This window comes from Mesorhizobium sp. M8A.F.Ca.ET.202.01.1.1 (genome assembly GCF_004791595.1).
Lineage (GTDB): Bacteria > Pseudomonadota > Alphaproteobacteria > Rhizobiales > Rhizobiaceae > Mesorhizobium.
The window spans coordinates 23,101-42,366 of the sequence record NZ_SRUN01000024.1 but is presented as its reverse complement, the minus strand read 5'-3'; the positions used below and the strand labels follow the sequence as shown (position 1 = coordinate 42,366).

At 61.0% G+C, this 19,266-nt stretch carries 19 protein-coding genes and 2 pseudogenes; 17 read left to right on the top strand and 4 right to left on the bottom strand.

The genetic code is table 11. From position 1 onward, the window contains the following. Positions 1–116 (top strand): annotated as a pseudogene (locus EN845_RS31980) (IS630 family transposase); the annotation flags it as partial. 232 nt (positions 117–348) lie between these two features. Here EN845_RS31980 and EN845_RS31975 read toward each other — a convergent pair. Together EN845_RS31975 and EN845_RS31970 are read right to left on the bottom strand one after the other, a co-directional pair. Beyond that, entirely contained in the window at positions 349–621 is a 273-nt protein-coding gene (locus EN845_RS31975; protein WP_245511866.1) for a hypothetical protein, read from the bottom strand. Between the two features lie 93 nt (positions 622–714). Next, on the bottom strand, positions 715–1,299 hold the full coding sequence (locus EN845_RS31970; RefSeq protein ID WP_245511865.1) for an alpha/beta hydrolase: 585 nt from the start codon (positions 1,297–1,299) through the stop codon (positions 715–717). A gap of 50 nt (positions 1,300–1,349) precedes the next feature. Here EN845_RS31970 and EN845_RS36385 point away from each other — a divergent pair, with 50 nt between their 5' ends. The 7 genes and pseudogenes from EN845_RS36385 to EN845_RS31940 all read left to right on the top strand — a co-directional run bounded on the left by EN845_RS36385 (position 1,350) and on the right by EN845_RS31940 (position 8,111). Next, complete coding sequence (locus tag EN845_RS36385; RefSeq protein ID WP_245511864.1) at positions 1,350–1,727, top strand: hypothetical protein; 378 nt, start codon at positions 1,350–1,352, stop codon at positions 1,725–1,727. Next, positions 1,652–2,104 carry a DUF1214 domain-containing protein gene (locus tag EN845_RS36380; RefSeq protein ID WP_245511863.1) on the top strand — a complete coding sequence of 151 codons (453 nt, stop codon included), beginning with the start codon at positions 1,652–1,654 and terminating at the stop codon, positions 2,102–2,104. Before EN845_RS36385 ends, EN845_RS36380 begins: the two co-directional genes overlap by 76 nt. Before the next feature lie 126 nt (positions 2,105–2,230). Next, positions 2,231–4,314 (top strand): annotated as a pseudogene (locus EN845_RS31960) (mechanosensitive ion channel family protein); the annotation flags it as partial. Between the two features lie 128 nt (positions 4,315–4,442). Then, the gene (locus EN845_RS31955; protein WP_127275975.1) at positions 4,443–4,874 is read left to right on the top strand and encodes a potassium channel family protein; all 432 of its coding nucleotides are present in this window, start codon (positions 4,443–4,445) and stop codon (positions 4,872–4,874) included. A 208-nt stretch (positions 4,875–5,082) separates the two neighbouring features. After that, positions 5,083–6,051 carry a helix-turn-helix domain-containing protein gene (locus EN845_RS31950; protein ID WP_127275976.1) on the top strand — a complete coding sequence of 323 codons (969 nt, stop codon included), beginning with the start codon at positions 5,083–5,085 and terminating at the stop codon, positions 6,049–6,051. 144 nt (positions 6,052–6,195) lie between these two features. Further along, positions 6,196–7,713: an aldehyde dehydrogenase gene (gene adh, locus EN845_RS31945; protein WP_127873536.1), complete on the top strand. Its 1,518-nt coding sequence runs from the start codon at positions 6,196–6,198 to the stop codon at positions 7,711–7,713. 62 nt (positions 7,714–7,775) lie between these two features. Next, on the top strand, positions 7,776–8,111 hold the full coding sequence (locus EN845_RS31940; protein WP_127275978.1) for a DUF779 domain-containing protein: 336 nt from the start codon (positions 7,776–7,778) through the stop codon (positions 8,109–8,111). A gap of 103 nt (positions 8,112–8,214) precedes the next feature. Here the strand turns inward: EN845_RS31940 and hemN are convergent, their stop codons facing one another. Next, on the bottom strand, positions 8,215–9,564 hold the full coding sequence (gene hemN, locus EN845_RS31935; protein WP_127873535.1) for an oxygen-independent coproporphyrinogen III oxidase: 1,350 nt from the start codon (positions 9,562–9,564) through the stop codon (positions 8,215–8,217). Positions 9,565–9,726: 162 nt separating this feature from the next. Here hemN and EN845_RS31930 point away from each other — a divergent pair, with 162 nt between their 5' ends. Then, positions 9,727–10,455 carry a Crp/Fnr family transcriptional regulator gene (locus EN845_RS31930; RefSeq protein ID WP_127275980.1) on the top strand — a complete coding sequence of 243 codons (729 nt, stop codon included), beginning with the start codon at positions 9,727–9,729 and terminating at the stop codon, positions 10,453–10,455. A gap of 2 nt (positions 10,456–10,457) precedes the next feature. Here the strand turns inward: EN845_RS31930 and EN845_RS31925 are convergent, their stop codons facing one another. Continuing rightward, entirely contained in the window at positions 10,458–10,868 is a 411-nt protein-coding gene (locus EN845_RS31925) for a hemerythrin domain-containing protein (protein ID WP_127873542.1), read from the bottom strand. Positions 10,869–11,116: 248 nt separating this feature from the next. On the opposite strand from EN845_RS31925, the gene ccoN reads away from it, so the two are divergent. The 8 genes from ccoN (at position 11,117) to ccoS (ending at position 19,167) form a co-directional block, all read left to right on the top strand. Next, a complete protein-coding gene (ccoN, locus tag EN845_RS31920) occupies positions 11,117–12,727 on the top strand; it encodes a cytochrome-c oxidase, cbb3-type subunit I (RefSeq protein ID WP_127873534.1) in 1,611 nt (536 codons plus the stop codon). Positions 12,728–12,738: 11 nt separating this feature from the next. Then, the gene (gene ccoO, locus EN845_RS31915) at positions 12,739–13,470 is read left to right on the top strand and encodes a cytochrome-c oxidase, cbb3-type subunit II (protein ID WP_127873533.1); all 732 of its coding nucleotides are present in this window, start codon (positions 12,739–12,741) and stop codon (positions 13,468–13,470) included. Positions 13,471–13,482: 12 nt separating this feature from the next. Further along, the gene (locus EN845_RS31910) at positions 13,483–13,632 is read left to right on the top strand and encodes a cbb3-type cytochrome c oxidase subunit 3 (RefSeq protein ID WP_127275983.1); all 150 of its coding nucleotides are present in this window, start codon (positions 13,483–13,485) and stop codon (positions 13,630–13,632) included. Between the two features lie 2 nt (positions 13,633–13,634). Next, positions 13,635–14,498, top strand: a complete 864-nt coding sequence (ccoP, locus tag EN845_RS31905) for a cytochrome-c oxidase, cbb3-type subunit III (protein WP_127873532.1) — start codon at positions 13,635–13,637, stop codon at positions 14,496–14,498. Positions 14,499–14,676: 178 nt separating this feature from the next. Further along, positions 14,677–16,236, top strand: coding sequence for a cytochrome c oxidase accessory protein CcoG (gene ccoG, locus EN845_RS31900; RefSeq protein WP_127873531.1), 1,560 nt, complete (start codon positions 14,677–14,679; stop codon positions 16,234–16,236). Then, a complete protein-coding gene (locus tag EN845_RS31895) occupies positions 16,233–16,730 on the top strand; it encodes a FixH family protein (protein WP_127275577.1) in 498 nt (165 codons plus the stop codon). The genes ccoG and EN845_RS31895 overlap by 4 nt, the downstream gene beginning before the upstream one ends. Then, positions 16,727–19,006, top strand: coding sequence for a cation-translocating P-type ATPase (locus tag EN845_RS31890; protein ID WP_127873530.1), 2,280 nt, complete (start codon positions 16,727–16,729; stop codon positions 19,004–19,006). Before EN845_RS31895 ends, EN845_RS31890 begins: the two co-directional genes overlap by 4 nt. Before the next feature lie 5 nt (positions 19,007–19,011). After that, positions 19,012–19,167 carry a cbb3-type cytochrome oxidase assembly protein CcoS gene (ccoS, locus tag EN845_RS31885; RefSeq protein WP_127275575.1) on the top strand — a complete coding sequence of 52 codons (156 nt, stop codon included), beginning with the start codon at positions 19,012–19,014 and terminating at the stop codon, positions 19,165–19,167. The last annotated feature ends 99 nt before the right edge of the window (positions 19,168–19,266 follow it).

Below are 19,266 nucleotides of genomic sequence, written 5' to 3'. Positions count from 1 at the left end.
AGAAACGCACCATCGAGGAAACTTGGCGCCACATCGGCCACCTCGTCGAAACCATCGAGGCAGCCGAATGCAAGAACTACTTCGAAAACGCCGGATACGCTTCCGTCAAAACATGAAACGCTCTAGTGGCCGTTTCGGATCGCCGGCTGAAGCTCCTGGGCGGCATCCCCGCCCAGGAGCGAAAGGCGCGCGTGAACGTCCCGTGATCAGCAACAGCGCTGCGCTCCGGAACAAATGGGGCTCCTTCGGCGCAAACTGGGACGGTGGGACCGCAGAAGGCTGGCACGGCCCCAACGGACAGGCGCATCGCGCCTGTCCGGGAGCACTATTGCCAGAAGCCACCCAAAGTCACTGTATGTTGACGACGACGTAGCGCCCGCTGGAGGCCTGATAATACCTGCCGCCACAGTGCCACAGTACGGGGCCGTAGACGGTGGTTTTCACGCATGCGGCCGGGAGGCTGTTCACGTAGACACCCGTCCGACGGATTGTTCGGCGGGTGGTGCGCCTCGCAACGCCAGCGACGCTGCCGGGCGTGAGCGGATGGCCAACTCGCGCCTGCGCGTCGCCGACGAAAGAGGGGAGCGGTACAACTGTGTCGATCAGTCCGCCAAAAATCATGGCGACGGCGATCGCAGCCGCACCACCGGCCAATCTCAAGCTAAGTCTTGTCATCGTTCATCCTCTCTATAAGTCAAATACCTGCGGCAAGCGCTACTTGGCCGTCAGGATCTTTATCGGCGCCGCGACGGGTAAAGTAAGAACGCGGGTCGTGGCGCCGGCCAGCCCGCCCTCTTCCTGATCTGGAATACCCTGCGCCAGGGCCTTGCGAAGATCCGGCGCAATTTCCGCGACTTGGGCGAACTTGCCGTGATTGGTCGCATCGTTGGCTTTCACATCAGACAAGTCAACGACTATCGCGCCGAGTTCTGCGAGTTCCGCCGTGTTGCTGCTCGCCCCAATCCGATCTTTGCCGCCAGCGATAAGCCTCGACAGACCCAATGCTTTGTCGTCGCGCGAGACAATGATCAAAACCGGCTTTTTTGGTTTCCCAATTCGCTGCATTTCCGATTTGAATACGTCCTCGTCGATGTCGGGGGCGGCGAGTATCACCGTACCAAGCTTGCTGGCGGAAGTGAGGTTTCCCGATATCTTGATTTGCCGAAATGCCTCGACGGTCACCCAGTTGCCCATCGAATGCGCGAGGACGTTGATTTCATCGGCATCGCTGGCCAGCAAAAGGCGCAGCGTCCGCTCCAATCCGTCGCGAGCGATGGTCGCGCTGTTGTTGTCGTACACGCAGTCCAGCGTCTTGCCCCGCGAGGCCCAAACGCGATAACCCGCCGAAGATGGAATTCATCAGCGGATCGCGGAAGCCGGTGAACACCATCCACGCCATCGACTACGAGTTCTATGAAGAGCTCCACACGGTCATCGAGCGTGAGCCGAGTTCGATGCTCGATCCGGAAATGCTGGGCCTGTTTGCCTCCATCGGCATCCAGAAGGGCAAGCCCTTCGCGCCGGACGAGCGGATGAAGAAGCTGCTGGTCGAAGCGCTCGCTATCGGCAACGCAACCGCCCGCGCGCTGGCCTTCCGCCCTCGCCTCGACGGCGCCCAACTCTATCCAAACAGCTCCTGGAACGCGGCTTCGTGGACGGCAGCTATGAATGGCTCCGGGACGGCGGCGAGGGCGGCCGCAATCTCGACTCCTACCAGGCGACGGTGAACACGCCCGCCATGGTGCAGAAAATGATCGGCGTCGGTTCCCAATACGCCTATGCCTCAACCGACGTGAACGGCGACTATCTGGACGGTGCCAAGACGTACAGCCTCCACATTCCCGCTAATCCGCCGGTCAAGGATTTCTGGTCCGTGGTGATCGGCGATCCGCAGACGCGCTCGGAGCTTGAGACGGGCCAGACCTTCCCGAGCAAGAACAACAAGCGCGACAAGCTCGCCGAGAACTCCGACGGTTCGGTCGATCTCTATTTCGGCCCGAAGGCCCCTGAAGGTAAAGAGGCGAACTGGGTCAAGACCGAAGCCGGGAAGGGATGGATGGTATCCGATTCTTCGGCTTTATGGCCCGCTCGAACCCTGGTTTGACAAGACCTGGCGGCCGGGCGAGTTTGAGGTGGTCAAGTAGCAGGGTTCCGCGTTCGATCCGGCATGGTTCGTTCGATTGCGGGAACGTCTGGTCGTACTGTCGATCGAAACTTGCCGGAGCGCTCGATGAGCAATGCACTGCCCACTCGAATTGGTCTTCTACTGTCGGCCGTCATTCCGATTTTCCTTTGGGTGCTCCTTGGAGCTTCCTGGGCCCAGCAGCCTCCGGACGGCGTGCCGCCCGAAAAGGCACGGCAATTCCTCGACCTGCTGTCCGATCCGGAGGTCAAGGTATGGCTCGAAGGAAAGATACCGGTAGCCGCCGAGGAACCGTCTGCCGCATCGCTGGCCGACGCAATCTCGAACTGGGAGCTGGCCGTTCGCGCACGTCTCGTCGCGCTCACCGATGCCATTCCTCGCATCCCGCAGGAGGCAGCTAACGCCGCCGGCGTCGTCTCGCGCGACGTGAATTCAGGTAGGCCCGGGCTGGTGATCCTGATCCTGGCAGTGCTGACTGTCGTCGGCTTCGGCGCCGAGTGGCTGGTCCGCCGGGCTTTGTCGCCTGGCGGTTCTGACCCAACAATTGATCCCGGACAGGCAGCCCTGTCCGAGGTCGCTGCCTTGCTGACATTTGCTCTGGCAGCCATCGGCTCGTTCCTCGCGTTCGACTGGCCGCCTTTGCTGCGCCGCATCGTGCTGACTTTGCTGCTCGCCTTCATCGCCGTGCGTGTCGTCCGCGCAATTGTCAGGTTGCTGTTTGGACTCGCCGGCGCGGAGAGCAGGACGCCGGATGAGACGCTGACAACAGTTCCTGTTGCAAACTCGACCGCGCAGCGTTTCTGGCTTCGGCGCGTGAGCCTCATCGCAGGCTTTCTGCTGTTTGGCTGGGCCGTGGTCAGCCTCATGCCGAGCATCGGTTTCTCGGTCGACGTGGCGCGGGTGGTTGCCCTGCTTTGTGGCCTGGGCATGTTGGCCATCGCCATCGAAATCGTCTGGCGGCGGCCGGGCAGCGCAGCTTCCGCTGCCAGGCATTCGCTGCTGACGCTCTATCTGATCGCGCTTTGGCTGGCCTGGGTGGCAGGACTGCTCGGCGTGCTGTGGCTCGGCCTCTATGCGCTGCTATTGCCGGTGGCGGTGCGTGGGGTTGGCAACGTCGCACAGGCCTTCGCCAGCAGAGCGCAGCGCAGCGGCGCCCTCGGCATCATGCTGAACGTGCTGATCGTCAGGGGAGCCAGGGCAGCGATGATTGGCGCGGCGGTCGCTTGGCTCGCCTATGTCTGGCGCATCAGGGCTGCTGCCCTTGCCGGCAGTGAAACAGGCGCGATCGTGATTTCGGGCCTGCTCAATAGCATCATCATCCTCCTGGTAGCGGATCTGCTGTGGCAGCTGGCGAAGGCGCTGATCGCTTATCGGATGGAGCTCGCGTCAAAAGACGGGTCAAGCGCGGACGACCTTGCCCGCAGCGGCCGGCTGCGTACGCTGCTGCCGATATTCCGCAACGTGCTTGCTGTCTTCATCGCGGCCGTCGCAGTGCTGACAATCCTGTCCGGACTGGGCGTGCAGATTGCACCTTTGATCGCCGGCGCGGGCATTTTCGGCGTCGCTATCGGCTTCGGTTCGCAGACACTGGTCAAGGACGTGCTGAGCGGCGTTTTCTATATGCTCGACGACGCTTTCCGTGTCGGTGAGTATATCCAGAGCGGCAGCTATAAGGGCACCGTCGAATCGTTCAGCCTGCGATCAGTCAGGCTGCGGCATCACCGCGGCCCAATTTTCACCGTGCCGTTCGGCCAGCTCGGCGCCGTCCAGAACATGAGCCGTGACTGGGTGATGGACAAGATGGCTCTCAGCATCACCTACGATTCTGACATAGACCTCGCTCGCAGGCTCATCAAGAAGATCGGTCAGGAGCTGGCCGCGGATCCCGAGTTCGCGGCCGATACGATCGAGCCGCTGAAAATGCAAGGTGTCGACAGTTTTGGCGATTCCGGGATCGACATCAGGATGAAGCTGATGACCAAGCCGGGAGGTCAGTTCGGCATCAAGCGGCGAGCGTTCATGATGATCAAGAAGGCATTTGACGAGAACGGCATCAAGCTCGCCGTTCCCACCGTGCATGTGGAGGGTGGCGGCGACAACGCGGCCGCCGCGCAGCAACTACTCAAGCTGAAGCAGGCTAAGAGCTAGCGGCAAACCCGGCGCCTGATGGCACTTCCGAATCCGGCCCGCTTTGTGACAACGCCACTGCGAGACTTGGCGAAAAAGGCCGGGACACCCCCTGCACTGCAGATTTGATCTGGCACAAATTGGGTCGTGATTTCGATCGGTATGATTATCTATGGTTCTAAATCTGCTCATCGGCACAATCGTCATAAGCCTGACGGTGCTGGTTCATACCTTTGGCCTTATCGCCGTCACACATGCGATGGGATACCTTGTGTCCCGCTTTCGCATGCACGGGCGCCGCAGCCGCATCGTCGCGATGATCAGCGTGGTGATGGGTCTCTTTGCCGTCATGACCACGGAGGTCTGGCTTTGGGCTGGGCTATACCGGATGCTCGACATCTTCGCCGATTTCGAAACTGCCTTGTACTTTTCCACCATCACTTTCTCGACGGTTGGTTACGGCGACATCGTGCCCGCCCATGCGTGGCGCGTCCTGGCGGCACTCGAGGGCGTGAACGGGTTCCTGCTAATCGGCTGGTCGACAGCCTACCTGATAGCAGCAGGCACCCGCATCGGGCCGTTCAAGGCCGGCGAGCATTTTTGACCGCAGCAGATGCTCCCATTTGCTCCCGATCAATGAACGCGCGTCAATCTGTCGGTAGGCTTTCTGTCGATGGTAACCACGAATTGCTCAGAGACAGGCGAGAGGAAGACATCCGCTTTCTGCTTCTTTCGACGAATTGACTATGTGCTACGGGAACCGCAGACCGGTCAGATCGGGAGGAAAGACATCAGGTTGGGAGGATTTAAGCATGGGCGAGGATCTATACGGCCATCATGCCGACCGCATCCAGGCGGCGATTGCCTCGGACGCTGCAGCGAAGTCCGCACTGGTTGCTTCCTGGCGACGGTCTTCCAATTTGCATCGGCTCGATCCAGCCGACTGTAGCCCCCCACGCTATCTGACGGAGGCGGAACTGGGACAGGCCGGGCAACGCATCGAACCTCTCGTCCAAGCTGCCCAATCGAGTCTCGACCGGCTCTATCTCGCGGTTGGCGGCGTCGGGTGCTGTGTCCTGCTTGCCGATCGTGACGGGGTGCCGGTCGAACGGCGCGGTGCGCCCGTCGATGACGAGACGTTTCGTTCCTGGGGTTTGTGGACTGGCTCCGTCTGGAACGAGGAAAGCCAAGGCACCAACGGGATCGGCACCTGTCTGGTCGAGCGGCGCGCTCTCACGATTCACCGTGACCAGCATTTCCATACGCGCAACACGCTGCTCAGTTGCACCACCGCTCCTATCCACGATCATGAAGGGAATCTTGTAGCCGCGCTTGACGTGTCTTCCTGCCGGGCTGATCTGACCGAAGCCTTCGCCAATCTCATCTCGATGGCTGTGGTCGACGCGGTGCGTCGGATCGAAGGTGAAAACTTCAAGATGGCATTCCCAAAGGCGCGAATTCTGCTCGCCCCAGTGACTGACAAAGGCTCCGGAGCGCTGATCGCCGTTGACGCGGACGATCTCGTGGTCGGCGCGACCCGTTCGGCGCGCCTGGCGCTTGGCATTACCCAGCAGTGTCTCGACAAGCCGATGCCCGCCGCCGATTTGTTCGGCTGGGCTGAGCGCGGCTCCAAAATTCTCGCTGAGGCAGAGCGCGGGGCTCTCCAGCGTGCACTCGCGCGCGCTGACGGAAATGTCTCGGCTGCAGCTCAGGCGCTAGGGATCAGCCGCGCGACGCTCCACCGCAAGCTCAACCGCCTGGATGTCCATCGGTCTCACTGAACTCCCTTGGCGACCATGACTGTCGCAATTCTGCGACACATCATGTCCGACCGCGGTGACCAGTGCGGTGACAACTACGGGCGAAAATCGCAAGTCTCTTCCGAAGCGTCGCATCCCGCGACGTCAGCTTTGGGAGGAAGACACATGAACAAGGTTGAATTTTCACGCTCGGTCAAGGCGCCCTTCGACAAGCGCTATGGCAATTTCATCGGCGGCAAATGGGCCGAACCGCGGTCCGGCCGTTACTTCGAGAACCACTCGCCGGTAAACGGGCAGCTGCTGTGCGAGGTGGCGCGCTCAGATGCCCAGGACATCGATGCGGCCCTGGACGCGGCCCATGCCGCCAAGGATGCCTGGGGACGGACCAGCGTGGCCGAGCGGTCGCTTATCCTCAACCGCATCGCCGACCGCATGGAGGAGAACCTCGATCTCCTCGCCTGTGCAGAAACCTGGGACAATGGCAAGCCGATCCGGGAAACGACCGCGGCCGACCTGCCTCTGGCCATCGACCATTTCCGCTATTTCGCCGGCGCCGTGCGCGGCCAGGAAGGCAGCCTTTCGCAGATCGACGACGACACCGTCGCCTATCACTTCCATGAGCCGCTCGGCGTGGTCGGTCAGATCATCCCGTGGAACTTCCCGTTGCTGATGGCATGCTGGAAACTTGCTCCCGCGCTTGCGGCCGGCAACTGCGTGGTGCTGAAGCCAGCCGAGCAGACCCCGGCCGCTATCCTGCTCTGGGCCGATCTTATCGGCGATCTGCTGCCGGCAGGCGTGCTCAACATCGTCAACGGTTTCGGCCTCGAGGCCGGCAAGCCGCTCGCTTCGTCACCGCGCATCGCCAAGATCGCCTTTACCGGCGAGACCACGACGGGTCGGCTGATCATGCAATATGCCAGCCAGAACCTCATTCCCGTCACGCTGGAACTGGGCGGCAAGTCACCCAACATCTTCTTCAAGGATGTCGTCGCCGAAGACGACGATTTCTTCGACAAGGCTATCGAAGGCTTCGTCATGTTCGCGCTGAACCAGGGCGAGGTCTGCACCTGCCCCAGCCGTGCGCTCATCCATGAATCGATCTACGACAGATTCATGGAACGCGCCCTCAAGCGCGTCGAGGCGATCGTGCAGGGCGACCCGCTCGATCCGGCGACGATGATCGGTGCTCAGGCCTCGTCTGAGCAGATGGAAAAGATCCTGTCCTACATCGACATCGGCCGCCAGGAAGGAGCGGAGTTGCTGACCGGTGGGGCGCGCAATCTTCTGCCGGGCGACCTCGCCGGCGGCTACTACGTCCAGCCCACGGTGTTCAAGGGTCACAACAAGATGCGCATCTTCCAGGAGGAAATATTTGGGCCGGTGGTATCGGTCACGACCTTCAAGGACGACGACGAAGCCCTCAGCATTGCCAACGATACGCTCTACGGTCTGGGCGCAGGCGTCTGGACACGCGATGCCAACCGCGCCTACCGCTTCGGCCGGGCAATCCAGGCTGGCCGCGTCTGGACCAATTGCTACCATGCCTACCCCGCGCATGCGGCCTTCGGCGGCTACAAGCAGTCCGGCATTGGCCGGGAGACCCACAAGATGATGCTCGACCACTACCAGCAGACCAAGAACATGCTGGTCAGCTACAGCCCGAAGAAGCTCGGCTTCTTCTGATCGCTGCGCCCATGCGCGCGGCCCCAAGGGACCGCGCGCATGACTGGAAACCGGATAAGACCATGCATGCAAAAGTCACAGCGACGCCGGCAGCCCTTGAACTGATCACGGAGATCGTCACCGATCATGGCCCGGTGCTGTTCCATCAGTCCGGTGGCTGCTGCGACGGCTCTTCGCCAATGTGCTATCCGGTGGCTGGCTTCATCATCGGTGACCAGGATGTGTTACTCGGCCACATCGGTGAGGCGCCATTCTACATCGGGGCCTCGCAATTCGAAGCCTGGAAGCACACCGATCTCATTATCGACGTGGTGGCTGGTCGCGGCGGCATGTTCTCGCTCGACAATGGACGCGAGAAGCGATTCCTGACGCGGTCGACCATTTGCGCTGTCAGATGAGGATGTGGGTCATCCATCGGGTCATGGACACGGCCGTCATAGGCTTGACGGCCCTGACACAACGTTCGGTCCCATCGCATTCAGTTCGCGACCAAGCCGCCGCTCAGACCGCTACCGAATGTCTCGCCTTGCCGGTTTCGAAATACTTGTCGAACTTCGCGGCGACGCTTCTGACAAAGGGCCGGCTTTCCACCGGCACGACGAAGTGGTCACCGTTCAATTCAAGCATCGGCGCTGGATCAAGCAGGGCGGTCGAGCTTGCCTTGCTGAGAAGCTTTTGGCCGGCTTCGCCGAAGCGCTCAACCAAGTCGATCGCGGAAAAGGCGAAGTCGCACATCAGCCGTTCGATGATCCAGCCGCGAACGCGATCATCCACGGAGAACGCGATGCCTCTGACGGTCGCCAGCCCGCCGTCAGCCACCATGCGGCCATACTCTGTGGTCGAAGGCATGTTCTGTGCATAGCCTTGCCGATACTGGCTGATGGATGACGGACCGAGGCCGATCAAGGTTTCGCAGCGATCCTCGGTATAGCCCTGGAAGTTGCGGTGCAACGTCCCTGACCGCGCGGCCAGCGCCAGCGCATCGCCTGGTTTTGCGAAATGGTCGAGCCCAATTGCTTCATATCCTTGGTCGAGGATGGCGCGCGCTGCCAGTTGCGATTGGGCGAACCGCTCCTCCGGGCCTGGCAACCAGGCGTCGTCGATCATTGTCTGATGTTTCTTGAACCATGGCACATGAGCATAGCCAAAAAGCGCGATCCGGTCCGGCTCCAGCGACAGCGCCTGTTGGACCGTGGATAGGACACTCTCCCTGGTCTGGTGCGGCAAACCGTAGAGCAGGTCCAGGTTGACCGATTCGACACCGCGCGAGCGAACGCCGTCGACGACGGCTTTGGTCTGCAAGAAGGTCTGCTCGCGATTGATGGCCTTCTGGACCTTGGGGTCGAAATCCTGGACGCCGAGGCTCGCTCTCGTCATGCCTATTTCGGCAAGCGCGTCGAGGCGGGCTTCGTCCATGTCGTTGGGTTCGATTTCGACGCTGATCTTGGCGCCGGGGAGGAATGCAAAGCTGTTGCGCAGCACTGTTGCCAGCGCCACTATGTCCTGCGGTTTGAGCATCGTCGGCGAACCGCCGCCGAAATGGACGGCATGCACGCGGCCCTTGCCTCCGACAAGACTGGCAACGGTAGAGATCTCGGCATGCAGTGAGCGAAGATAGGCCGTCACGGGCTCGTAGTGGCGCGTCTGCTTGGTATGGCAGGCACAGAACCAGCAAAGCTTGTCGCAATAGGGGATGTGCAAATAGAGCGAGATCTCGTCGCCCTCGTTGAGCGCCTGCAGCCAGCCACGACAAGCGGCAGCATCGACGCCCGGATGAAAATGCGGCGCCGTTGGGTAGCTGGTATAGCGCGGCACGTTCTCACCAAGTCTGGCAACTAGATCTGGCCGCATGTCGCAATCAACTCCGGGCTGTGTCGCGCGATACTGCTCACCAGGGGCGACAACCGCCTTGATCTCGGTCAATGCCCATCGGCTGCGGACAAACTGCCGCAAGGCTTTTTGCTGGGCCGATGCTATATCCTGACGGGACCTTTGGTTCCGCGGACGACCACGATGACAGTGCGCCAGGATGTACACAGCGCCGGCATTCCCGTGCTTTGCCAATCATGCGAAGCGCGGCACCACGGTGTTTGCGGAGCGCTCGATCCCGAACAATTAGTCGGCCTCGCCAAGACCTCGTCGAAGCATACCGTTGAACCGGGCGTGGAATTGATTGGCGACGCCGAAACCGTCGACAGTTACTCGAACGTGCTTTCCGGCGTGGTCAAGCTTACAAAGAGCCTTTCGGACGGGCGCCAGCAGATTGTCGGGCTTCAATTTGCTCCCGATTTTCTGGGCCGGCCCTTCAAGGTGGAAAGCGCGATCAACGCCGAAGCCGCAACGGCAGTCTCCCTGTGCTCGTTTCCGAAGGCCGCCATCGAACGGATGATGAAGGAATCGCCGGAACTGGAGCACCGTCTCTTCAAGCAGACGCTGAATGAACTCGATGACGCCCGCGATTGGATGGTGACGCTGGGCCGCAAGAGTGCTTCGGAAAAGGTGGCGAGCTTTCTTCTCATGATCGCCAGAAACATCGACCCCACGCTTGACCCGGCCGCCCAGTCGACAAGTTTCGACCTGCCTTTGACCCGCGCCGACATCGCCGATTTCCTTGGTCTGACCATCGAGACCGTCAGCCGCCAGCTGACCAGGCTGCGATCAGATAGCGTAATCCGGATAGAGAACAATCGGCATGTTGTCGTGGATAGCTTGGACCGGCTGCAGCGACGCTCCGGCGCCTAGGATCAATCGACGATCCCGATCATCGGGAGGACGTGCTCGCGTTCAAACGCTATGTGCCGGCGCAAGTTCTCGAACAGGCCGCGTAACATGAAGCCGATGGCCTCGGGGTTCTCGACTGTCTCGCCATGACCGATGGCCAGCAGAATTTCGGTCACCTCACCGGCAAAGCACTCATCTTCCACATGTTCAGCCCGCAGTCGCCGGGTTGAAGCAAGGTTCGCATTACTGCCGACCACGGCCTCCTCGTAGGCGGGGAAGATGACTGTCTCTTCATATCGATGGATGTCGCGCAGCAGCGGGACGATGGCGTTGGCCGTGCCGAGGCACTTCAGACGATCGACGCCGGGCAATGCATCCGCGATTCTCTCCAAGGCATCGCAGAGTTGCAACTTCTCCCTGTGCGCGCGCTTCATCACCGCGGCCGGGACCACTTCTGTGGATCGGTCAGTTGGTGCGGTGTCTCCATCGCGTACTTCGAACAGCGACGACCCTGGCCCTTTCTTGCGGCTCAACGGCGACCTCCAGTCATTTGCAGACCAACGCTGCCCAATCCGAAAGCACTGAGCTTTGACATGGATCAAGGCGGCGACAACGCAACTGCTGAATTGGTGTCCACGCGGATTGGCGTCCGCGCATCGGTATCCAAGGTCGGGGGCATCTCATGAAGTTCGGCACACCAATCTTCGCTTTGGGCCTGTTCACATTTGTGGCTCTGGTGGCCGCCGGCTTCGGTGCAGATGAGCCTTTCCGACAGCATATGTGGGTGCTTTTTTTCGTGCTGCTCGGTTTTGTCGCCATCCTCCTCCGCAACACGAAATTCGACGTGGCCGCGCCGGTCGACCCCTCCGCTTACATGGACGGACCCATCCGCTACGGCGCCATCGCTACAATGTTCTGGGGGGTGGTCGGCATGCTGGTCGGCGTTGTCATCGCGCTGCAGCTTGCCTACCCTGATCTCAATATCCAGCCCTGGTTCAATTTCGGCCGCCTGCGGCCGCTGCATACGTCGGGCGTCGTCTTCGCCTTCGGCGGCAATGCGCTGCTGTGCACATCATTATACGTCGTGCAACGCACCTGTCGCGCCCGGCTCTTCGGTGGCGATCTCGCCTGGTTCGTGTTCTGGGGTTACCAGCTCTTCATCGTGATGGCCGCGACCGGCTACCTGCTCGGTATCACCGAAAGCCGCGAATACGCCGAACCCGAATGGTATGTCGACATCTGGCTGACAATCGTCTGGGTTGCCTACCTCATCCTGTTCCTTGGCACGATCCTGAAGCGCAAGGAACCGCATATCTATGTCGCCAACTGGTTCTATCTGTCCTTCATCGTCACCATCGCGATGCTGCACGTCGTCAACAATCTGTCGATGCCGGCTTCTTTCCTTGGATCGAAGAGCTACTCGGCGTTCTCGGGTGTCCAGGACGCCCTGACGCAATGGTGGTACGGCCACAATGCCGTCGGCTTCTTCCTCACGGCCGGCTTCCTCGGCATGATGTATTATTTCGTTCCCAAGCAGGCGAACCGGCCGATTTATTCCTACCGGCTGTCGATCATTCACTTCTGGGCGCTGATCTTCCTCTACATCTGGGCCGGTCCGCACCACCTCCACTACACGGCCCTGCCCGACTGGGCGCAGACATTGGGCATGGTGTTTTCGATCATGCTTTGGATGCCGTCATGGGGCGGCATGATCAACGGCCTGATGACGCTCTCGGGCGCCTGGGACAAGATCCGCACGGATCCAATCATCCGCATGATGGTGATGGCCATCGCCTTCTACGGCATGTCCACCTTCGAGGGACCGATGATGTCGATCAAGACGGTCAACTCACTGTCGCACTATACCGACTGGACCGTCGGCCACGTCCATTCCGGTGCGCTCGGCTGGGTCGGCATGATCTCGTTCGGCGCGATCTACTACATGGTGCCGAAGCTCTGGAACCGTGAACGTCTTTATTCGCTGCGGCTGGTCACCTGGCACTTCTGGCTGGCGACGCTCGGCATCGTTGTCTACGCGGCGGTGATGTGGGTATCCGGCATCATGCAGGGCCTGATGTGGCGTGAATACGACGAGCAGGGTTTCCTGGTCTACTCCTTTGCTGAAACCGTCGCCGCCATGCACCCATACTATGTCATGCGTGCCATCGGCGGGGCCATGTACCTCTCCGGCGCCCTGATCATGGCCTGGAACATCACCATGACCATCCTTGGATACAAGCGCGCGGAAGAGCCGATGCCGGGCTCCGCACCCTCCCTGCAGCCTGCCGAATAAGGAGCCAGAGAATGAGCCTGATGGACAGACACGCACTCATCGAGAAGAACGCCACGCTTCTTCTCGTTGGCTCGCTTCTTGTGGTGACCGTCGGCGGCATCGTCGAGATCGCGCCGCTCTTCTACCTCGACAACACGATCGAGAAGGTGGAAGGCATGCGCCCCTATTCGCCGCTCGAACTTGTCGGGCGCAACATCTACGTGCGCGAAGGTTGCTACCTCTGCCACAGCCAGATGATCAGGCCGTTTCGCGACGAGGTCGAGCGTTACGGCCACTACAGCCTGGCTGCGGAGTCGATGTACGACCACCCCTTCCAGTGGGGATCCAAACGCACCGGGCCGGATCTCGCCCGGGTTGGTGACCGTTATTCGAATGCCTGGCACGTCGCGCACCTTGCCGACCCACGCTCGGTGGTGCCGGAATCGGTCATGCCGAGCTATGCCTTCCTGAAGGACGCGCAGATCGAGGTGAAGAATTTCTCTACGCACCTGATCGCCAACAGGCGTGTCGGTGTCCCCTATAGCGATGACATGATCGCCAACGCCAACGCCGATCTGATGGCGCAGGCCGACCCGAATGCCGACACCTCCGGCCTTCAGAAAAGATATCCCAAAGCCAAGGTCGGCGACTTCGACGGCAATCCGCAAAAGGTGACCGAAATGGATGCCCTCGTTGCGTATCTGCAGATGCTCGGCACATTGGTCGATTTCAAGAATTACGACGAAGCCGCCGGCTACCGCTGAGGAGAGTTATCCATGCAATACAATTTGATGCGGGAGTTTGCTGACAGTTGGGGCCTGGTCGCCATGGCGCTTTTCTTTGTCGGGGCAATTGTCTTCTCCCTCCGCCCTGGCAGTCGCAAGCTGGCCGACGAGGCTGCCCGGATTCCCCTTGAGGACGAGTAATCATGAGCGACGAGCACATCGACGAAATCTCTGGCATCTCAACCACGGGCCACGAATGGGACGGCATCAGGGAGCTGAACAATCCGCTTCCGCGCTGGTGGGTCATGACTTTCTACCTCACCATCGTCTGGGCGATCGGCTACACGATCGCCTATCCGGCATGGCCACTGCTGCACTCGGCGACGAAGGGTGTGCTCGGCTATTCCAGCCGCGGCGAGGTCAAGAACGAGCTGACCACGGCTGAAGCCGCCAAAGGCAAATATGTCGCGGCGGTGCAATCCAAGACCGTCTCGCAGATAGCCGCGGACGATGCCTTGCGCGAATTCGCAGTCGCTGCAGGTGGCGCCGCATTCAAGGTCAATTGCGTGCAATGTCACGGCTCCGGTGCCCAGGGCTCCAAGGGCTTTCCCAATCTCAACGACGACGACTGGCTTTGGGGTGGCAAGGCTGAGCAGATCCAGCAGACGATCACGCATGGTATCCGCTTCGCGTCCGATCCGGACACGCGCTTGTCGGAAATGCCTGCCTTTGGCGACATCATAACCGCCGCCCAGATCGCCCAAGTCAGCGCCTACGTTGCCAGCCTGTCCGGCAAGGTCCACGATGCTAGTCTGATCCAGCCCGGGGCCAAGGTCTTCGCAGAAAACTGCGTTGCCTGTCATGGTGACAACGCGAAAGGCAACAAGGAGCTCGGCGCCCCCGACCTGACCGACGCGATCTGGCTCTATGGCTCAGGCGAGACGGCAATCGCCGACCAGGTTCGCGCACCCAAGCAGGGCGTCATGCCAGCCTGGGGAGCGCGTCTTGGCGAAACCAAGGTCAAGGAACTGGCCGTCTACATCCATTCGCTTGGCGGTGGGGAATAGGAAGCGGGGACCTGTTCTCGACCCTTCACCTTCCAGGCGACGAGGCCCGGCCCAGCCGGGCCTCGACTCTTTTCCGCAACGCCAAGATTGACTTGCATCAACGCGGGCAGGTCCACCGGGCGGCATTGTTGCCCGGCGCATTCAAATCGCCGTCTGCGTGTAGAGCGGAGAAAAGTCGTTGCTGGACAATACGCAGGTAGAGCGGTTGGAAGCCGAGGCGGTCAATTCCGCCAAGATCCGTCAGCCTCTTTATGCGCCGCGCAAGAAGATCTTTCCAAAGCGCGCCTCAGGCAGCTTTCGCCGCTTCAAATGGCTGGTGATGGCGATCACGCTTGGCATCTACTATCTGACGCCGTGGCTGCGTTGGGACCGTGGTCCGTTTGCACCCGACCAGGCGGTGCTGCTCGATGTCGCCAATCGGCGCTTCTACTTGTTCTTCATCGAGATATGGCCGCAGGAATTCTTCTATGTGGCGGGCCTCCTGGTCATGGCCGGCGTCGGTCTTTTCCTGATCACCTCGACTGTCGGCCGTGCCTGGTGTGGCTATGCGTGCCCTCAGACGGTGTGGGTCGATCTGTTCCTCGTCGTCGAACGCGCGATAGAAGGCGACCGCAATGCCCGCATGAAGCTCGATACGGGTCCCTGGACCGCCCGCAAACTGGTGCTGCGCGTATCAAAGCATGCGATCTGGCTGGTCATCGGCGCGGCGACTGGAGGCGCCTGGATTTTTTACTTTGCTGACGCACCGACACTGCTCGGCCAGCTCTGGACCGGCAGCGCCGCACCCGTGGCCTACATCACCATCGCCGTGCTGACGGCAACCACCTACACGTTCGGCGGCCTGATGCGTGAACAGGTCTGCACCTATATGTGCCCATGGCCGCGGATTCAGGCGGCCATGCTTGACGAAAATTCTCTCACCGTCACCTACAACGACTGGCGCGGCGAACCGCGTTCGCGTCACGCCAAGAAAGTGCTGGCGGTTGGCCAGCCCGCAGGTGACTGTGTCGACTGCAACGCCTGTGTCGCGGTCTGCCCGATGGGGATCGACATTCGCGATGGCCAGCAGCTCGAATGCATCACCTGCGCGCTTTGCATCGACGCCTGCGACGGTGTCATGGACAAGCTCGGCAGGGAGCATGGGCTGATCGCTTATGCGACGCTGTCCGACTACAACGCCAATATGATGCTGGCGACAGCAGGCGGCTCCAGCCCAGTCAATCCATCGCTCGTCAGGACCGCTGGCGGCGCTTTCTCCGACAAGGTAGCGCATTTTCACATTCGCAAGATCTTTCGGCCGCGCACCTATGTCTACATGGGCTTGTGGTCGCTGATCGGCCTTGGCCTGCTCTATTCCCTGCTGACGCGCGATCGGCTCGAACTAAACGTGCTGCATGATCGCAATCCTCAGTTCGTCACGCTTTCCGACGGGTCTATCCGCAATGGCTATACCGTCAAACTGCTCAACATGATCCCCGAGCCGAGGACGATCGTCGTCACGATTCAAGGCTTGTATGGAGCTGACATGAGCGTGGTCGGCGAAGACATCCCGGCAGGCCGCTCCTTTGCCATTCCGGTCGAACCCGACCGCCTGAAAATGCTGAAGGTCTTCGTCCGCCAGCCGGCGGACCAGATCCGCGCCCCGGCGCAGACCTTCAAATTCCGCGTCGAGGACAAGGCCAGCTTCGAGTCCAACGAATACACCGCCACTTTCAACGCTCCAGAGGCCGCCAGATGACCGCCAATGCCCAGAAGCCTCGGGAATTCACGGGCCGGCACATGCTGGTCATTGTCCTCGCCTTTTTCGGGGTGGTGATCGCGGTCAACCTGACCATGGCAACGCTTGCCAACACCAGTTGGACCGGCCTCGTCGTCGAAAATACCTATGTTGCGAGCCAGCAATTCAACAAGCAGGCGCAGGAGGGCCGGGCGCAAGCGGCACTCGGCTGGACAGGCAAGCTAACCATCGCATGGGGCGAAGTCCGCTACAGCATCGCCGACGCAGCCGGCAAGCCGGTTCCTCTGCACGGCGTGAAGATGCTGTTTCGTCATCCCGCATACGAGAAGGAGGACAAGTCGGTCACGCTGGCCCTTGCTTCAGGCCAGGAATTCGCGGCGCAGCATATGCCAAAGGACGGCGTCTGGATCGTCGAGGTCGACGCCGATGCCGGCCTGGACAGGCCGTACCGCGACGTCCGTCGAATCATGATTTCCCATGGAACGCTGCAATGAGTTGTTGTGCACCGGGCGCCGAAATGGCGCTGGACCTGGGCAGCTCCGCATCGACGCTGCCATCCAGCCAGGAGATCCGGCTCGCCAGCCGCTCGCTTGGCGACAATCTTCGGCAGACCGATCTTTCAGTGCCGACGGTTCATTGCGCCGCCTGCATCCAGACGATCGAGACGGCGCTGGGAAAGCTCGGCAATGTCGAAGGCTCGCGTGTCAACCTTTCGACGAAACGCGTCGCGATCCGGTGGCGTGGGGACGAGGTGCCACCCTTCGTCGCCGCGCTTGGCAGGCTAGGCTACGAGGCGCACCTGTTCGAAGCCGACGCTGATAGGAGAGACAGAACGCTTGCCGAACTGATCCGCGCCGTCGCCGTTGCCGGCTTCGCGGCCGGAAACATCATGCTGTTGTCGGTCTCGGTCTGGTCAGGCGCCGAAGGGGCCACCCGCGACCTGTTTCACTGGGTCTCCGCGCTGATCGCCATTCCGGCGCTCGCCTTCGCCGGCGGTATCTTTTTCCGATCGGCCTGGAATGCGCTGCGCCATGGCCGCATGAACATGGACGTTCCGATCGCGGTCGGTGTTTCACTTGCCTACGCGATGAGCCTCTATGAGACGATCAACCATGGCGAGCACGCCTATTTCGATGCTTCGGTATCGCTGCTGTTTTTCCTGTTGATCGGCCGCACGCTGGATCACGTAATGCGGGAACGTGCCCGCACCGCGGTGAAAGGCCTGTCGCAGCTGGCCTCGCGTGGCGCCATGGTGGTTCGCGGCGATGGTGCGCGCGACTATCTACCAGTCGGCGAGATCGAACCGGGCATGCGGTTGTTGATCGCAGCTGGCGAAAGAATCCCCGTCGACGGCAAGATCATCCAGGGAGCGTCGGATCTCGACTGCTCGCTGGCTTCAGGCGAAAGCACGCCAAAAAACGTAGGGCCCGGTGAAGCCGTGCAGGCCGGCGTGCTCAATATCACCGGCCCGCTGACCATCGAAGCCACTGCCGCCGCAAGGGATTCGTTCCTGGCGGAGATGGTGCGGCTGATGGAGGCCGCGGAGGGCGGCCGCGCGCACTATCGCCGCATCGCCGACCGCGTCTCGGCGCTCTACGCCCCCGTGGTGCATCTCACCGCCTTCTTGACATTCCTTGGCTGGGTGGCGGCGACCGGCGACTGGCACCGGGCCATGACGATCGCTATCGCTGTTCTCATCATCACGTGCCCCTGCGCGCTTGGCCTGGCAGTGCCGATCGTTCAGGTGGTCGCCGCGCGGCGCCTGTTCGAGAACGGCATCATGGTCAGGGACGGCTCGGCCATGGAGCGCCTGGCAACAATCGACACGGCTGTGTTCGACAAGACCGGCACGCTGACGCTCGGCCAGCCCCGACTCGTCAACGCGCCATCGGTCAGCCCAGATATGCTGGCCCTGGCAGCCGACCTGGCCACGCATTCGCGCCATCCGTTCTCAAAGGCCATAGCCGGCTTTGCCACTCTGGGCGGCCGGTTCAAATTCGAGGCCGTCACCGAGCATCCTGGGTTCGGAATCGAGGCCACTGCAGCCGGGAGCACATGGCGCCTGGGCCGACGCGGATGGGCCGGCTGGAAGGCTCGAACTGGCGGCGAAGGCAAACACGGATACGGTGGAACGGTCCTGACAAAGAATGGGATGATTGTCGCATCCTTCATTTTCGACGATGTGCTTCGCGCCGATGCCACACCAGCCATCGATCGGTTACACGACGCCGGGGTATCTGTCGAAATGCTGTCAGGGGATACAGCGGCAGCCTGCGCCGACGTTGCGAAGGTGCTTGGTGTCGAAGACTTTGTCCCCTGCCTGCTGCCATCCGGCAAGGTCGAACGCATCGAGACCTTGGCGAAAGACGGACACAGGGTTCTGATGGTTGGCGACGGTCTCAACGACACGCCGGCACTAAGCGCTGCGCATGTATCGATTGCACCGGCGACCGCCGCTGATATTGGCCGCAACGCTGCGGACTTCGTCTTCCTGCGCGAGAGCCTTATGGCCGTCCCGCTGGCGTTGGACGTCTCGCGCCAGGCAGGACGCCTGATCCGGCAGAACATCGTCATCGCGATCGTCTACAATGCGGTCGCAGTACCGATAGCGATCCTCGGGCACGTTACGCCCCTGATCGCGGCGATCGCCATGTCCGCCTCATCGCTGCTTGTCATTGGCAATGCTCTACGCCTGCGATCGTCGCAACCGTTCTCAACGGCCAAGGATGTTCGCCGCAACAGGGTGTCCAACTTCAACAACCTGGTCTGATCGTCATGACCACTCTCACCTACCTCATACCCGTCGCTCTCTTTCTTGGTGCGCTTGGCTTGGGGGGATTCCTGTGGGCATTGAAGAGTGGCCAATACGAAGATCTCGACGGAGCCGCCGAGCGAATCCTGATTGATCTGGAAGACAAAAGCGGCGACTGATATTCAGAAAGACGCTGGTGGCAGCGCACCGTTACTGAAAACCGCGACACCGAACTTTCACATGTCAAATCGTGACCCACAAGACCTCTGCATCCGAGC

Bases quoted from the DNA above. Each gene is read 5' to 3' on its own strand.
- EN845_RS31975 (WP_245511866.1), bottom strand. From the start codon at position 621: ATGATTTTTGGCGGACTGATCGACACAGTTGTACCGCTCCCCTCTTTC.
- EN845_RS36385 (WP_245511864.1), top strand. From the start codon at position 1,350: ATGGAATTCATCAGCGGATCGCGGAAGCCGGTGAACACCATCCACGCC.
- EN845_RS31955 (WP_127275975.1), top strand. From the start codon at position 4,443: ATGGTTCTAAATCTGCTCATCGGCACAATCGTCATAAGCCTGACGGTG.
- EN845_RS31950 (WP_127275976.1), top strand. From the start codon at position 5,083: ATGGGCGAGGATCTATACGGCCATCATGCCGACCGCATCCAGGCGGCG.
- adh (WP_127873536.1), top strand. From the start codon at position 6,196: ATGAACAAGGTTGAATTTTCACGCTCGGTCAAGGCGCCCTTCGACAAG.
- EN845_RS31940 (WP_127275978.1), top strand. From the start codon at position 7,776: ATGCATGCAAAAGTCACAGCGACGCCGGCAGCCCTTGAACTGATCACG.
- hemN (WP_127873535.1), bottom strand. From the start codon at position 9,564: ATGCGGCCAGATCTAGTTGCCAGACTTGGTGAGAACGTGCCGCGCTAT.
- EN845_RS31930 (WP_127275980.1), top strand. From the start codon at position 9,727: ATGACAGTGCGCCAGGATGTACACAGCGCCGGCATTCCCGTGCTTTGC.
- EN845_RS31925 (WP_127873542.1), bottom strand. From the start codon at position 10,868: ATGAAGCGCGCGCACAGGGAGAAGTTGCAACTCTGCGATGCCTTGGAG.
- ccoN (WP_127873534.1), top strand. From the start codon at position 11,117: ATGAAGTTCGGCACACCAATCTTCGCTTTGGGCCTGTTCACATTTGTG.
- ccoO (WP_127873533.1), top strand. From the start codon at position 12,739: ATGAGCCTGATGGACAGACACGCACTCATCGAGAAGAACGCCACGCTT.
- EN845_RS31910 (WP_127275983.1), top strand. From the start codon at position 13,483: ATGCAATACAATTTGATGCGGGAGTTTGCTGACAGTTGGGGCCTGGTC.
- ccoP (WP_127873532.1), top strand. From the start codon at position 13,635: ATGAGCGACGAGCACATCGACGAAATCTCTGGCATCTCAACCACGGGC.
- EN845_RS31895 (WP_127275577.1), top strand. From the start codon at position 16,233: ATGACCGCCAATGCCCAGAAGCCTCGGGAATTCACGGGCCGGCACATG.
- EN845_RS31890 (WP_127873530.1), top strand. From the start codon at position 16,727: ATGAGTTGTTGTGCACCGGGCGCCGAAATGGCGCTGGACCTGGGCAGC.
- ccoS (WP_127275575.1), top strand. From the start codon at position 19,012: ATGACCACTCTCACCTACCTCATACCCGTCGCTCTCTTTCTTGGTGCG.